The sequence below is a fragment of the Hydrogenophaga sp. L310 genome (assembly GCF_055703065.1).
This window is the reverse complement of sequence record NZ_JBVPZA010000003.1, coordinates 82,093-96,450: the sequence shown is the minus strand read 5'-3', so window position 1 is coordinate 96,450 and position 14,358 is coordinate 82,093. Positions and strand designations below refer to the sequence as shown.

At 65.7% G+C, this 14,358-nt stretch carries 12 protein-coding genes; 2 read left to right on the top strand and 10 right to left on the bottom strand.

Annotation, left to right across the window (positions count from 1 at the left end):
- Positions 1-195: 195 nt before the first annotated feature.
- The 10 genes from hslU to dapF all read right to left on the bottom strand — a co-directional run bounded on the left by hslU (position 196) and on the right by dapF (position 11,609).
- Entirely contained in the window at positions 196-1,524 is a 1,329-nt protein-coding gene (hslU, locus tag AC0GNO_RS07130) for an ATP-dependent protease ATPase subunit HslU (RefSeq protein WP_472903507.1), read from the bottom strand.
- 177 nt (positions 1,525-1,701) lie between these two features.
- Positions 1,702-2,250 (bottom strand): ATP-dependent protease subunit HslV, encoded by a 549-nt coding sequence (hslV, locus tag AC0GNO_RS07125; RefSeq protein ID WP_472888695.1) that lies wholly within the window; start codon positions 2,248-2,250, stop codon positions 1,702-1,704.
- A 159-nt stretch (positions 2,251-2,409) separates the two neighbouring features.
- A complete protein-coding gene (locus AC0GNO_RS07120) occupies positions 2,410-4,263 on the bottom strand; it encodes an STAS domain-containing protein (RefSeq protein WP_472903506.1) in 1,854 nt (617 codons plus the stop codon).
- 51 nt (positions 4,264-4,314) lie between these two features.
- The gene (dksA, locus tag AC0GNO_RS07115; protein ID WP_472903505.1) at positions 4,315-5,364 is read right to left on the bottom strand and encodes an RNA polymerase-binding protein DksA; all 1,050 of its coding nucleotides are present in this window, start codon (positions 5,362-5,364) and stop codon (positions 4,315-4,317) included.
- Between the two features lie 425 nt (positions 5,365-5,789).
- Positions 5,790-6,845 carry a CobW family GTP-binding protein gene (locus AC0GNO_RS07110; RefSeq protein ID WP_472903504.1) on the bottom strand — a complete coding sequence of 352 codons (1,056 nt, stop codon included), beginning with the start codon at positions 6,843-6,845 and terminating at the stop codon, positions 5,790-5,792.
- A gap of 69 nt (positions 6,846-6,914) precedes the next feature.
- Positions 6,915-8,099, bottom strand: coding sequence for a class I SAM-dependent rRNA methyltransferase (locus AC0GNO_RS07105; RefSeq protein ID WP_472903503.1), 1,185 nt, complete (start codon positions 8,097-8,099; stop codon positions 6,915-6,917).
- Between the two features lie 240 nt (positions 8,100-8,339).
- On the bottom strand, positions 8,340-8,777 hold the full coding sequence (locus AC0GNO_RS07100) for a DsrE family protein (RefSeq protein WP_472903502.1): 438 nt from the start codon (positions 8,775-8,777) through the stop codon (positions 8,340-8,342).
- 125 nt (positions 8,778-8,902) lie between these two features.
- Positions 8,903-9,913, bottom strand: coding sequence for a tyrosine recombinase XerC (locus tag AC0GNO_RS07095; RefSeq protein WP_472903501.1), 1,011 nt, complete (start codon positions 9,911-9,913; stop codon positions 8,903-8,905).
- A gap of 96 nt (positions 9,914-10,009) precedes the next feature.
- A complete protein-coding gene (locus tag AC0GNO_RS07090; RefSeq protein WP_472903500.1) occupies positions 10,010-10,711 on the bottom strand; it encodes a DUF484 family protein in 702 nt (233 codons plus the stop codon).
- Positions 10,712-10,733: 22 nt separating this feature from the next.
- Positions 10,734-11,609, bottom strand: a complete 876-nt coding sequence (gene dapF, locus AC0GNO_RS07085) for a diaminopimelate epimerase (protein WP_472903499.1) — start codon at positions 11,607-11,609, stop codon at positions 10,734-10,736.
- Positions 11,610-11,812: 203 nt separating this feature from the next.
- Between dapF and AC0GNO_RS07080 the strand changes: the two genes are divergently transcribed.
- Both AC0GNO_RS07080 and AC0GNO_RS07075 read left to right on the top strand, forming a co-directional pair.
- A complete protein-coding gene (locus AC0GNO_RS07080; protein WP_472903498.1) occupies positions 11,813-12,847 on the top strand; it encodes an ABC transporter ATP-binding protein in 1,035 nt (344 codons plus the stop codon).
- A 68-nt stretch (positions 12,848-12,915) separates the two neighbouring features.
- Positions 12,916-14,202: an ABC transporter substrate-binding protein gene (locus tag AC0GNO_RS07075; RefSeq protein ID WP_472903497.1), complete on the top strand. Its 1,287-nt coding sequence runs from the start codon at positions 12,916-12,918 to the stop codon at positions 14,200-14,202.
- Positions 14,203-14,358 lie beyond the last annotated feature (156 nt).

Here is a 14,358-nt window from a genome sequence, read left to right as displayed (position 1 = left end):
AATGCAGCAAAAGCAAGCACTTACAGCGGCCTATGAATGTGATGCTTGAAAGCCCTGTTACACATGGGGATTCCCGACGGACGGGACGGGTGGCGTGTGGCACGCCCCGGCGCCGCTCATCGGGCACGTTCCGCCAACCAGAAAAAAACCGCGGTCGCCGGGACGGCGAGCGCGGTTTCGCGAAGTCCGTGGACCTCAGAGGATGTAGCGGGACAAGTCCTCATTGCGGCTGAGCTCGCCCAGGCGGCCGTCCACATAGGCCGCATCCACCTGGACCGTCTGCCCCTGCAGCCCGGTGGCACCGAAACTCACTTCGTCCAGCAGGTGCTCCATCACCGTGGCCAGGCGGCGAGCGCCGATGTTCTCGGTGCGCTCGTTCACGTCGCAGGCGATCTGCGCCAGGCGGCGGATGCCTTCAGGCGTGAATTCCAGCGTCACACCTTCGGTGGCCAGCAACGCCTGGTACTGGCGCACCAGCGAGGCATGGGTCTGGGTCAGGATGGCTTCAAAATCGTCCACCGACAGCGACTGCAGTTCGACCCGGATCGGGAAACGCCCCTGCAGCTCGGGAATCAGGTCACTCGGCTTGGACAGGTGGAACGCGCCGCTGGCGATGAACAGGATGTGATCGGTCTTGACCATGCCGTATTTGGTGGACACGGTCGTGCCCTCCACCAGCGGCAACAGGTCGCGCTGCACGCCCTGGCGCGACACCTCGGCGCCACCCGTATCGCTGCGCGAGGTCACCTTGTCGATCTCGTCGATGAAGACGATGCCGTTCTGCTCGGCGTTGTGCAGAGCGCGCACCTTGATCTCTTCCTCGTTGACCAGCTTGCCCGCTTCTTCGTCAACCAGGAGCTTCATCGCTTCGGCGATCTTGAGTTTGCGCGAGCGGCGCTTGTCCTGCCCCATCTGGCTGAACATGCCGCGCAACTGCTCGGCCATGTCTTCCATGCCGGCAGGGCCCATGATTTCCATTGAGGGCCGAGGCTCCGCCAGCTCGATCTCGATCTCCCGGTCATCGAGCAGACCTTCGCGCAGCTTCTTGCGAAAGGACTGCCGTGCGGTGCTTTCGGGAATGGCCACTGGCTCGGCGCCGGTGCTGCGCGGTGGTGGCAACAGCGCATCAAGGATGCGCTCCTCGGCCGCGTCTTCGGCACGCACGCGCTGGCTGCGCATCTCGACCTCGCGCGTCTGCTTGACGGCGATCTCGGCCAGGTCGCGGATGATGGCGTCCACGTCCTTGCCCACATAGCCCACTTCGGTGAACTTGGTGGCTTCGACCTTGATGAAGGGCGCATCGGCGAGTCGGGCCAGCCGACGCGCGATTTCGGTCTTGCCGACACCGGTGGGGCCGATCATCAGGATGTTCTTGGGCGTGATCTCGGGACGCAGCTTCTCGTCCACCTGCTGGCGGCGCCAGCGGTTGCGCAATGCAATGGCCACCGCGCGCTTGGCGCCTTTCTGGCCAATGATGAAGCGATCGAGTTCGGAAACGATCTCCTGGGGGGTCATAGAAGACATGGTGCCCCCACGCTTGTCACTTCGTGTACTTCGCTGCCCCCCGAGGGGGCGCGAGCTTGCTTGGGGCGGCCCTGCGCTGCGACCCAGAAGGCCCCCACGCTCGTCACTTCGTGTACTTCGCTGCCCCCCGAGGGGGCGCGAGCTTGCTTGGGGCGGCCCTGCGCTGCGCTCATGGCTTCAATCCAGTGTTTCAATGGTGTGGTTCATGTTGGTGTAGATGCAGATCTCGCCCGCGATCGCGAGCGACTGCCGCACCACCTCTTCGGCACTCAGCGCCGTGTGCTGCGTCAGGGCACGGGCAGCGGCCTGGGCGTAGGCGCCCCCCGAACCGATGGCAACCACACCGTGTTCGGGTTCCAGCACGTCGCCATTGCCAGTGATGATCAGCGCGGCGCTGTGGTCGGCCACGGCCAGCATGGCTTCCAGACGGCGCAACACGCGGTCGGTACGCCAGTCGCGGGTCAATTCAATGGCGGCGCGCACCAGGTGACCCTGGTGTTTTTCGAGCTTGGCCTCAAAGCGTTCAAACAGGGTGAATGCGTCCGCCGTGGCACCGGCAAATCCAGCCAGGACCTTGTCGTGGTAGAGCTTGCGCACCTTGCGCGCCGTGCCCTTGACGACGATGTTGCCCAGAGTGACCTGGCCGTCACCGCCAATGGCCACCTGCACACCTTCAGGCGTCTCGCGCCGCACGCAGACGATGGTGGTTCCGTGAAATGATTCCATAGGATAAAGAGATGGGGATGCCCAGAAGGTTCACAAGCCCGCCCGGAGGAAAGAGGGGATTTTGCAAGGGCACCGCGGAACCGGCTCCGCCGGGCCGCCAGTGCCGCCCCCTTGAGGGGGTCGCGCGCAGCGCGGCGGGGGTGATTCAACCCTCGGGGGTCAATCGTTCCGCACCACCACTTTGGCGTATTCGGTGATGCCGATGACGTGGAAAAAAGCGGACACCAGGCGGTGCGCATCCACGAACTGGATCATGCGGCCTTCGGCATGGTGGCCCGAGACCCAGTTGAGCAGGGTGCCGGCTGCGGAAAAATCGACTCGAATCAGGTTGCGACAGGAAATGATGAGCACATCGGCGCCTTGCAACCGCTTTTCCAGGTTCTCCAGTGTGGCCTGGGGATCGCCCCTGATTTCACCCGACAGCTCCACCAGACCAAGCTGATTGAGCCCTGAGCTGAGACTCTCCATCACAGAGTCTCCCGGAAAAACCGAAGGCATCTGTTCCAGGACCACTTCGCCCAGCACGGACGAGCCGCTCTCCGAAGATTCGCCCGACAAGGCACGGAAATGGCAACGTGACTTCTCCCACCCCGGCGGTGACACCTCGTAGGTGACGCAGAAGTCCAGCGCGGTCAACTCGAATTCGTCCGGGCGGTCCATGACCCGCAGCACGGCCATGCGCAGCTCCCACCACAGCTGCTCCACGTCGCGCCGGCCGGAGGGCGTCAGGGACTTGAGCAGATCGAGCAGCTTGCTCGATCCGATGAAACACAGCTCCACGTCCTGATCACCCCAAAGGGTAAAGATGCCCAGCAGTGCACCGGCGGCCTTGACATCAACGGCCTCCAGCGGTTCCCAATCCAGCACCCAGGGCTGGTTGGCCCGCAACAGCACTTTCTGCAAGGTTCCCACGGCGTGCGCATCGAGTTCGGGCTCGCACGCCCAGACCGCGCGACCATTGGTCACCGATGGTTTGTAGGCCTTGCCGGTCATGGCCGAAACCGCCCCAAGCATGTCCTCCCACTGCGGTGCCGAACGGCCAAAACGGTTCACAAAATCCAGCGCCTGGCTCTCAAACGGAGCGAGTTGGCCCGTCGCCCGGTACAGGTCGAACAGGGCCAGCCAGTTGTCGAGACGGTCCTCGCCACCCTGCGCCTCACCCAGGGTATCCAGCAAGCCTTGTTCGGCCCCGGCATCGTCGCCGTTGGCAAAGCGGATGGCGGCTTCTTCCACCTCCGGGTCCTGGGCAATTTCATGAACGTCCAGCGCGAAGAAGTGCGACGCGGAAAAAGCCGGACCCGATCCGCTCGGCTCGCCACGCAGTGTGGGCGCCATCAGGCCGATGCGCGCGGCGGCAGGGGCAGGCGCTGGCGCTGGCGCGTTCGCCGCTGGCACGCTGTCTGCTCGGCTTCCGGAGCGCGTGGCGGCCATCCCGGAGTCCGCACCGGGTGCGGATGGTGATGGGGCCGGCAAAGTCGAGGCCGGATCGATCAGAGGCGATGCCTCCGTTTCGTTGTACTGCACAGCGCGACGACGGGCCAGTGGATCGACCAATGCATCGGTCTTGGTGGAAACACCCTTGCGATCCAGCGGTGTGCCCCCGGTGCTGTGGGCACCCGAATTCAGGGTGGAGCCGGTGGTATGGGAGTCAGATCCCTTGGTCTTCCACCATTGCATCGACATCTGTGCCTCGATCTCGTCGATCTTCTTGAGCGTCATCGCCCTGTCGTCCGGCTTGGACGGCAGGCTGCTCTGGAAGAACGAGGGCCGAACTCCCTGCCAGCCTTCACTGGGTCCTTCGCGGCTCCGGATCTTGCGCAGCATGTCGAACTCGCGCTTGCGCACGAAGTCGTTGCGCCGTTTGCGCTCGATCATTTCCTTCAGGGCCGCTTTGCTGTACTCGCTCTCGCGATCCACGCTGCGGGTGTCCAGATCCCACCAGCTCGTGGTCGGGTGGCGAACAAACTTCACCACCTTGGACAGGAAGCCGCCGTTGGAGTCGTCCTTGGACATGAGAGCTCAGCGCCGAGGGGTTGAGGGTGGAAAGTGTTCCAGACCGGGGGGTCAATCCCCGAACATCTTCTGCTTGAGTTCGCGCCGCTGCTGCGCTTCAAGCGACAGACTGGCGGTCGGGCGGGCCATCAGGCGCGCCACGCCAATGGCTTCACCCGTTTCTTCGCAGTAACCATAGTCGCCCGAGTCGATGCGGGCAATCGCCTGTTCGATCTTCTTGAGCAGCTTGCGTTCGCGATCGCGGGTCCGGAGTTCCAGCGCATGTTCTTCTTCAATCGTAGCGCGGTCGGCGGGATCGGGAACGACCACGGTGTCTTCACGCAGGTGCTCGGTGGTTTCACCGGCATTGGCCAGCATGTCGGCCTTGAGCAAGGACAGCTTGCGGCGGAAGAAAGCCAGCTGTACCTCGTTCATGTACTCGTCGTCGGGCATGGCCTGCACGTCCGGGTCGGTGAGCTGCTCAACCGGCAGGTTCTTCCAGTTGTTGACCCGCTTGGGATCTTTCTGGATGGAGGATGGCACGGGAGGGGTCATTACGCGTTCGTTCATGGTGGAGAAGGTCGCCTTGATGGCATCGGGTGCATGGGTGGGGACCACCGCGGCCTGCGTCATCTGCTCCATCATCACCTTCTTGGCCGCGCGCTTGCCCAGAGGGCGTGGCGTCGATTCGACCACAACGGGTGCGGGAGCGGGAGGGTGCCGCTTGGCAACAGGCGCCGACGCCACCGTGGCGACGGGCCGGGTGGGCTTGCTGGATGGGACGGTTGCCGCGGGAGACGCGACCACCTTGGTTTCTGACCGGACTTTCACAGCCGGCGCCACCTTGGCCAGGGCTTTCGCCGACGCCGGTATTTTGGCTGCAGGCTTCGCTGCGCCCGCCCGGGTGTCCACGGCCTTGGTGCCAGATTTTGTCTGGGTCGCCGAGCGGCTGGTGGATACCACGGTCACAGCTTTGGCGACAGAAGTCTTCTTGACCAGCGCAGCCTTTTTCGCGACCGGCTTGCTGACCGCCGAAGGCGCACTCCCTGGCTTCGCAGCGGGTTTGGTGGTGGTTTTTGTCACGGCCTTGGCAGGCGCTTTGGGCACGGATTTTGAGGGCACGGCTGGCTTTTTCTGGGTCGACACCGGCGATACCCGCCCCTTGGCCGCCTTGGTCGCGGTTGGGGTGGTTTTCGCTGTCCTGGTAGCCGGGGCTTTCACAAGGTGTCTCCTCTCAGTGCCTGTCAATGCCTGGTCTTGGGGTTGTGCGCTGCCGCGAACCGGTGTCCGTGGCGCAGCACCATCCACCGGCGGTGCCGGCTGTTTTGTTGTTATACCCCGTTTGCGGTCCGCCGCCGGACTGCGCGCAGCCCGCAGACTTGAAGCAGGCCTGGCCGGGCGCTGGGCGCCCGACTTGGGGGGCGATTGTATCGATGACGGCGGAGTGGGCACTGACACAGCATCCGATCGAAAGCCCAGGCGTTGGAGAAGCGCGACAAACAACACGTTCGGTCGGGTTCGGTGTGTGGAAACTGGCGGCCACCGGCTCACACCAGCGACTGGTCCAGGCCCTGGACCAGGATGTCCTGGGGCAACTCCAGCCCGATGAACACCATCTTGCTCACACGCGGCTCACCCTCGGCCCAGGCCGGACCCAGGTCGCTGCCCATGAGCTGGTGCACGCCCTGGAAGATCACCTTGCGATCGGTGCCCTGCATGTCCAGCACGCCTTTGTAGCGCAGCATGCGCGGACCGTACACCTGCACGATGGCGCCCAGGAAGTCTTCCAGCTTGGCCGGGTTGAAGGGTCGGGTGGCGCGGTAGACGAAGCTCTTCACGTCGTCGTCGTGATGGTGGTGGTGACCGTGCCCCTCGTGGCCCTTCTGGTGCGAGGGGTGGTTGCAGGCTTCCCCATGCTCGTGATCGTGGTGATCGTGGTCGTCATCGGCCTTGAGGAAGTCCGGGTCGATGTCGAGCTTGGCGTTGAGGTTGAAACCGCGCAGGTCAAACACCTCGCTGAGCGCCACTTCGCCGAAATGCACCGGTCGCATCGGCGCGCGCGGGTTCATGTGCTTCAGGCGGTGGACCAGCGCATCCAGCTCGTCTTTGTCCACCAGGTCTGCCTTGCTGATGAAGATCTGGTCGGCAAAGCCCACCTGGCGGCGCGCTTCCTGGCGGTCGTTGAGCTGGTCGGCTGCGTGTTTGGCGTCCACCAGGGTCAGGATGGAGTCCAGCAGGTACTGCTCGGCGACCTCGTCGTCCATGAAGAAAGTTTGCGCCACCGGACCGGGATCGGCCAGGCCGGTGGTTTCGATCACCACGCGGTCGAACTGCAGTTCGCCCTTGCGCTTCTTTTCGGCCAGGTCGTGCAGCGTGGCACGCAGGTCGTCGCGGATGGTGCAGCAGATGCAGCCGTTGCTCATCTGGATGATGTTTTCCTGCGTGTCGGCGACCAGGATCTCGTTGTCGATGTTCTCTTCGCCGAACTCGTTCTCGATCACCGCGATCTTCTGGCCGTGGGCTTCCGTCAGCACGCGCTTGAGCAGCGTGGTTTTTCCTGAGCCGAGGAAGCCGGTGAGGATGGTGGCGGGGATCAGGGACATGGCGGGAAAAACTCCTGCAACGGGGGAACGGGAACGCGACAGCGGGGGAGTGTATGCGACCTGCTGGTTCTACGCCTTTTTCATCACCACCAGACCCTTGAGGTATTCGCCTTCGGGGAAGTTGATCGTCATCGGGTGGTCGCAGGCGCCGCCCAGGCGCTGCAGGATGGCGCCGTCCACGCCGGCGTCCAGCCCGGCCGAGGCCACGATCTTGTGGAACAGTTCCACCCCGATGCCACCCGAGCAGGAGAAGGTGAACAGCACGCCACCGGGCGTGAGCAGCTTGAAGGCCTGGCGGTTCAGGTCTTTGTAGGCCCGGGCGGCGCGCTCGGCATGTGCCGCCGTGGGGGCGAACTTGGGCGGATCGAGCACGATGGCGTCGAAGCATCGGCCCTCGGCCACGAACTGGCGCAGCGAGGTGTTGACGTCGGCGTCCATGAAGCTGGCCTGCGCCGGGTCCAGCCCGTTGAGCAGCAGGTTCGCGCGCGCCTGCTCCAGCGCCGGGCCCGACGAGTCGATGCTGGTCACGTGCCCCGCCCCGCCCGCCAGCGCGGCCACGCTGAAGCCGCCGGTGTAGCTGAAGCAGTTGAGCACCTGCGCGAACACCAGGCGCTTCGTGTACTGGTACAGCGCCAGGCGGCTGTCGCGCTGGTCGAGGTAATAACCGGTCTTGTGGCCGTGAGCGATGTCCAGCCCCAGGCGCCAGCCGTGTTCCTGCAATTCCAGCGCGGTGTCGCCGCTGCCGCGCAGCCAGCCGGTGGCGTCGGGCAAGCCTTCGAGCTTGCGGCTGCTGGTGTCGGAGCGTTCGTACAGGCGCGGGCAGCCGGTGAGTTCGATCAGCGCGTCGGCAATCACCGCCTTCCAGCGCTCCACGCCGCAGGCCGTGAACTGCGCCACCAGCGTGTCGCCGTAGCGGTCCACGATCAGGCCCGGCAGGCCGTCGGACTCGCCGTGAACCAGGCGGATGCCGTTGCTCTCGATGCCCAGACGCGTGCGCAGGGCGATGGCACGCGCCAGCGTGTCGCGAAAAAAGGCGGCATCGATGCGTTGCGCCTCGTCAAAACTCCAGGCCCGCACGCGGATGCGCGAGCTCGGCGAGAACGCACCCCAGGCCAGGAACTGGCCCTCGTGGCTTTCGACGCGCACGGTCTCCCCGGCATCGCCGCCACCGCGGGCGACCGCGCCGTCAAACACCCAAGGGTGACGGCGCTGCAGCGAGCGTTCTTTGCCGGGCTTGAGTCGAATGGTTTTCATGTGGGGATTGTGGCTCCCCCCGCGCCGCGGGGAGGTGACTCCCCCCGCGCCGCCTGCGGCGTCACCCCCCAGGGGGCGATGCGAGTGGCCCGGCGAAGCCGGTTCCACCGCATCCACGGCTGAAGGCACCTCACGCCGGAGGGGGCGCTGTACCAGGGCACCGCCGGGCCGGCTTTGCCGGACGGCCAGTGCCGCCCCCTTGAGGGGGTGACGCCGCAGGCGGCGCGGGGGTGCTCCTATTCAGGGACGCAGGTACACAAAACCTTCGCGCGCCTGCAACCTGGCGACTTCGGCCACACCCGACGGCACGATCTTGGCTTCCATGGCCACCTTGGCGGCGTCGATCTTGCGCGAGACCAGGGTGTTGTTGCAGACGCGGAACTCCACCCCTTTGGCCGCCAGTTCGCCAATGGAACCCGCAAAAGGCTGCCCCATCTGGTTGGTGGCGCCGTCGAGCAGGAAGTCGATGCCCAGGCCATGGGTCACGACCACGATCTTGGCTTTGGGATCGGCCGCCAGGTGGTTGCGGATGTTGTTGATCGCACGCGAGGCCTGGGGAATGCCTTCACTCATGTGATAGACGGTCTTGATGACATCATCAGCCGCCTGCGCCGACAGCGAGGTGGCCATGACCGCCGCGAGCAGCAACGACTTGAAGGCAATGAGGAACTTGAACATGGTGGTCTCCTGAAATCAAAAATAAAGCAATTGCTTATGGAGCAATTATCAAGGCTGGGGCGGCAAATCCTACAGGGATAACCCGCCCTACCGCTCACCCATCCGGGTCCGGCGTTCCGGGCCGGTCAGCGCCCGGGCTTGCGCACCGGTGGTGCCCCCACGGCGGGCGGGCTGGCAGGGCCATCGCCGCCCGCATCCCCGGCACGCGCCTGTGCCCGCGGGTGGGCTGCGTCGTACACCTGCGCCAGGTGCTGGAAATCGAGCCGGGTGTAAACCTGTGTGGTGCTGATGCTGGCGTGGCCGAGCAGTTCCTGCACCGCGCGCAGGTCGCCGCTGGACTGCAGCACGTGGCTGGCAAACGAATGGCGCAGCATGTGCGGGTGAACCGGTGTGGCCAGGCCCGCCAGCAACGAGCGGCGCTTGAGCCGCACGCGGATGTGCTGCGGCGTCAGGCGCTGGCCTTGGCTGCCGATGAACAGCGCCAGATCGTCCTTCGCCCAGACGCCGCGCACAGCCATCCACTGCTCCAGCGCGGTGAGCGCGGCGCGGCCCACTGGCACGCTGCGGCGTTTCGAGCCTTTGCCCAGCACGTGGGCCTCGCCGGCCTCAGCGTCGATCCAGCCGCGCGCGCTGCCACTCGCTACCGCGTCCAGCCCCACCAGTTCGCCGATGCGCAGGCCGCAACCGTAAAGCAGTTCGGTGATGCAGCGGTCGCGCGCTTCGAGCCGCGGGTCGTCAGCCTCTTCGACATGTGAAGCCAACTGCACCGATTCGTCCACGCCCAGCGCCTTGGGCAGCGGCTTGCCGGCCTTGGGCGCACGCACGTCCTGCACCGGGTTGTGATCCATCAGCCCCTGGCGGCCGAGCCAGACGTAAAGGCCGCGCCAGCCCGAGAGAATGAGTGCGATGCCGCGTGCACTGCGCCCGCCGCTGTGCATCTGCGCCACCCAGCGGCGGATGTGGGCGTTCTGCACGCGGCGCAGCGCCACACCGGTGGCCTGCGCCTGCTGCACCAGTTTTTCAAGGTCGAGGGTGTAGAGCGCCACCGTGCGATCGGCGAGGCGTTTCTCCACCCGCACATGGGTCAGGTAGGCCCGCACCAGAGCGGCGTCGTCGTCGCTGGTGGTGGCGTTCATGTGTGGGATCGGACTGCCGCCGGGCCGCCCCAAGGCAGGCCAGCCCCCCCGGTGGGCAGCGCACGCCACGAAGTGACCAGCGTGGGGGTCATGTCCTCAGACCGAGGTGGCCGGGATCACCGGTCGCAGGCGCGAGAGCGCTGCGCTGGTGAGTTCACCAATGCGCTCCAGGAAGTCGGTGCCCATGTCCGCCGAAAAACGCTGGGCATCGGGCGATGCCAGTACCAGCAGGCCAAAAGCCTGGGGCGCGATCCCGGCGCGCAGGGGAATCAAGGCCAGCGAGGCCGCAGCAGCCGGGTCGGCCAGCCACTGCGCGGCCTCCAGCCCCGGGTTGGCGCCGCAGTACGGCTGCGTGAGCGACGAGGCGAACGCCATCACGTCCTCGCTGGCTCCCTGTGCATAGGGCTCGGCCGCGAACTCGGGCGCAACGCCCCAGACCTTGATGGCCACCTGCGGCACCAGGAACTGGTCGGCAATGCCGCGCGCCGCAACGGCGGGTAGATCGCTGGCCAGGCGGGTGAGCAAGAGCTCGCGCGTCCAGCGCTGCAGCTTGTCGGCGATGGTCGTGTTGTCCTGCCCGTGGCGGATCATTTCAGCGGCCTTGAGTTCAAGCCCCTTGATCTTCTCGCGCAGCATCTCGGCCTGCCGCTCCTGCAGGCTGACGGCGCGCTTGCCGTGCGGACTGGTGAGCTGCACCGTTCCCAGCACATCGGCGTGGCGCTCGAAGAAGTCCGGCGTGTTGGCCAGGTAGTTGGCGATGTCGTCTTCGGTGATCGGGGGGATGGACTGATGGGTCATGGTGGTTCGGTTCGGTGGGGGTTCAGGCGAGGTCGGGTACGTCGATCTCACCTTCGAAGACGGTGGTGGCGGGGCCGGTCATGAACACCGGGGCGTCGTGCGCCGGGGTGTCCTGCCATTGAATGGTGAGCACGCCGCCGTGCGTCTGCACATCGACTGTCGAATCCAGCAGGCCCAGGCGGATGCCGGCCACGACAGCGGCGCAGGCGCCGGTGCCGCAGGCCAAGGTCTCGCCCGCGCCGCGTTCGTACACGCGCAGGCGCACCCGGCCGCGGTTGACGATCTGAAGAAAGCCGGCGTTCACGCGGGCCGGGAAGCGGGCATGCAGCTCGATCAGCGGCCCCTGGCTCAGCACCGGCGTGGTGTCCACGTTGTCCACCAGCTGCACCGCGTGCGGGTTGCCCATGGACAGCACACACACCAGCGCCTCGCCGCCACCGGGCAAGGCCAGCGGCCAGCGCTCGACATTGCCCATCGTCGTTGAGACGAGGCCGCTCGCGTCGAACGGCACGCGCTCCAGCGCAAACACCGGCGCGCCCATGTCGACCGTGACGCGGCCGTCATCGTTCAGCGCCAGGCTGATCTCGCCGTGCTTCACCTTCACGCGCACCGGGTTGGCGGTGGTCAGCCCCTTGTCGTGCACGTAGCGCACGAAGCAGCGCGCCCCGTTGCCGCAATGTTCGACCTCGCCGCCGTCGGCGTTGTGGATCACGTATTCAAAGTCCAGCCCGGGCCCGGGCGAGGGCCGCACGCTCAGTATCTGGTCGGCGCCGACGCCGAAATGCCGGTCGGCCAGCCAGCGGTATTGCGCGTGGGTCAGACCCAAGCGAGCGCGCGTCTCGTCGAGCACGACGAAATCGTTGCCCGCGCCCTGCATTTTGGTGAACCGGATGTGCATGGGCGGATTATCCGTCCAGAGCGGTGCGCACCGGCAGGCCGCATCGCCGCAGCGTGGTGCGCTTCACACCGGTGCACACGCACCGCGACGGCCCTCCGCCCCACCCCCAGACCACTTTGCGCACAAAGTCTGTGCTGTTTTGTATGCAATCCGGTGCACATTGCATACAAAACAGCTGGCACGGTTGATGCACTACGGCAGACATGGATGACCACACACCCCAGCCTGCCGCCATCGAACTCATTGCACTGACCAAACGCTACGCGCAGGGCAGCGTGGCAGTGGACAGCATCGATCTGCGCATCGCGCCCAACAGCTATTGCTGTCTGTTGGGGCCCTCGGGCTGCGGCAAGAGCACCACGCTGCGCATGATCGCCGGCCACGAGAGCACCACCAGCGGCGACATCCTGCTGGAGAACCGCAACATCACCAGCCTGCCCGCCGCCGCGCGCGGCACGGCCATGATGTTCCAGAGCTTCGCGTTGTTCCCGCACCTCTCGGCGCTGGACAACGTGGCCTTCAGCCTGAAGATGAAGGGCGTGGACAAACCCACGCGGCTGAAACAGGCGCAGGACCTGCTGGAGCGCGTGGCCATGGGCCACCTGGCGCAACGCAAACCGGGCGAACTTTCTGGCGGGCAGCAGCAGCGCGTGGCGCTCGCCCGCGCGCTGATCACCCAGCCGCGCGTGTTGCTGCTCGACGAGCCACTCTCCGCGCTCGACCCCTTCCTGCGCATCCAGATGCGCGCCGAGCTGCGCCACTGGCAGAAAGAGCTCGGTCTCACCTTCATCCACGTCACGCACTCGCAAGAAGAAGCGATGGCCCTGGCCGACACCATGGTGGTGATGAACCACGGCCGCATCGAACAGGTGGGTCCGCCCCACACCGTCTACAACCGGCCCGCCAGCGAGTTCGTGGCGCGCTTCATGGGTGGTCACAACGTGCTCAACACCACCGACGGCAAGGTGGCCGTGCGCAACGACCACATCCAGCTCGCGCCCGTCCACAGCGGCAGCGGCTGGCTGGCGACGATCCGTGACGTGGAGTACCAGGGCACCTATGTGCTGCTGGGCCTGAAGCTGAACGGCACCGACGACAGCGTCTCGGTGATGCTGCCCGAAGCCGCGTTCGTGCAACAGCCCTACGCCCCCGGCGACAGCGTGAACCTGACCTGGGCTCCCTGGCAGGCCCACACCTTCCCGCCGGTGCTCGACGCGCCGGTCGCCACGGCGGCCTGAACCCGCACGGCCCTCCTTTTTCCCTCTCGTTTTCCTCCCCCGCAACCCAACCCACTGGAGCTCGACCCATGTCCGATTCGATCAAAGACAACACCGACACCCTCACCGGCCTGTCGCGCCGCCGCCTGCTGCAAGGCACCGCCGGCATGGCCGGCATCCTGGCCAGCGGCATCTCGCCGGCCATCGGCCAGGAAAAGATCACCCTGCGCTACCTGGGCACCGCGGTGAACCAGGACAAGGCCATCGGCGACAAGTTCGAAAAAGACACCGGCATCAAGATCCAGTACGTGGCCGTGACCACCGACGACGTGACCAAGCGTGCCGTCACCGCGCCCAACAGCTTCGACCTGATCGACACCGAGTACTTCTCGCTGAAGAAGATCGTGCCCACCGGCAACCTCAAGGGCATCGACGTCAAGAAGATCAAGAACGCCGACAAGATCACCCCGCTGTTCACCACCGGCAGCGTGGCGAGCAAGGCCGTGGGCGACCAGGGCACCGCGCCCAAGAAGGTGATCTTCCTCGAAGGCGAAAAGAGCAAGGTGTTCGCCAAGTCGCCGACCCAGTTCATGAGCCTGATCCCGACGGTCTACAACGCCGACACGCTGGGCATCCGCCCCGACCTGATCAAGCGTCCCATCAATTCGTGGGCCGAGCTGCTGAACCCCGAGTTCAAGGGCAAGACCGCGATCCTGAACATCCCGTCCATCGGCATCATGGACGCCGCCATGGTGGTCGAAGCCATGGGCCTCTACAAGTACCCCGACAAGGGCAACATGACCAAGGCCGAGATCGACCTGACGATCAAGACCCTGATCGAAGCCAAGAAGGCCGGCCAGTTCCGCGCGCTGTGGAAAGACTTCAACGAGTCGGTCAACCTGATGGCCTCGGGCGAAGTGGTGATCCAGTCGATGTGGAGCCCGGCCGTGACCGCCGTGCGCACCAAGGGCATCGCCTGCAACTTCCAGCCGCTGAAAGAAGGGTATCGCGCCTGGGCCGCCGGCTTCGGCCTGCCCGCCACGCTGAGTGGTCGCAAGCTCGACGGCGCCTACGAGTTCATCAACTGGTTCCTCGACGGCTGGGCCGGCGCCTACCTGAACCGCCAAGGCTACTACAGCGCCGTGCTCGACACCGCCAAGGCCAAGATGGAAGCCTACGAGTGGGCCTACTGGATGGAAGGCAAGCCCGCCGCGCAGGACATCAAGAGCCCGAACGGCGACGTGCTGGCCAAGGCCGGCGCGGTGCGCGACGGCGGCAGCTACGAAGCGCGCATGGGCGGCATCGCGTGCTGGAACGCGGTGATGGATGAGAACGAGTACATGGTGCGCAAATGGAATGAATTCGTCGCTGCGTGACGAATTCACCCCCCGCGCCGCCTGCGGCGTGCCTTGCAGGCCGCGTCATCGCCGGAGGCGATGACTCTTCGTCCCGTCCAAGCCTGCGCAGGCAGGCTTGGAGCCGCGGTCCTCAGCCCCCCAGAGGGGGGCGCCACTGGCGGCCCGGCAAAGCCG

What these genes read in the sequence shown, in the direction of transcription:
- hslU (WP_472903507.1), bottom strand. Translation starts at nt 1,524, where the DNA reads ATGTCTTCTATGACCCCCCAGGAGATCGTTTCCGAACTCGATCGCTTC.
- hslV (WP_472888695.1), bottom strand. Translation starts at nt 2,250, where the DNA reads ATGGAATCATTTCACGGAACCACCATCGTCTGCGTGCGGCGCGAGACG.
- AC0GNO_RS07120 (WP_472903506.1), bottom strand. Translation starts at nt 4,263, where the DNA reads ATGTCCAAGGACGACTCCAACGGCGGCTTCCTGTCCAAGGTGGTGAAG.
- AC0GNO_RS07110 (WP_472903504.1), bottom strand. Translation starts at nt 6,845, where the DNA reads ATGTCCCTGATCCCCGCCACCATCCTCACCGGCTTCCTCGGCTCAGGA.
- AC0GNO_RS07105 (WP_472903503.1), bottom strand. Translation starts at nt 8,099, where the DNA reads ATGAAAACCATTCGACTCAAGCCCGGCAAAGAACGCTCGCTGCAGCGC.
- AC0GNO_RS07100 (WP_472903502.1), bottom strand. Translation starts at nt 8,777, where the DNA reads ATGTTCAAGTTCCTCATTGCCTTCAAGTCGTTGCTGCTCGCGGCGGTC.
- AC0GNO_RS07095 (WP_472903501.1), bottom strand. Translation starts at nt 9,913, where the DNA reads ATGAACGCCACCACCAGCGACGACGACGCCGCTCTGGTGCGGGCCTAC.
- AC0GNO_RS07090 (WP_472903500.1), bottom strand. Translation starts at nt 10,711, where the DNA reads ATGACCCATCAGTCCATCCCCCCGATCACCGAAGACGACATCGCCAAC.
- dapF (WP_472903499.1), bottom strand. Translation starts at nt 11,609, where the DNA reads ATGCACATCCGGTTCACCAAAATGCAGGGCGCGGGCAACGATTTCGTC.
- AC0GNO_RS07080 (WP_472903498.1), top strand. Translation starts at nt 11,813, where the DNA reads ATGGATGACCACACACCCCAGCCTGCCGCCATCGAACTCATTGCACTG.
- AC0GNO_RS07075 (WP_472903497.1), top strand. Translation starts at nt 12,916, where the DNA reads ATGTCCGATTCGATCAAAGACAACACCGACACCCTCACCGGCCTGTCG.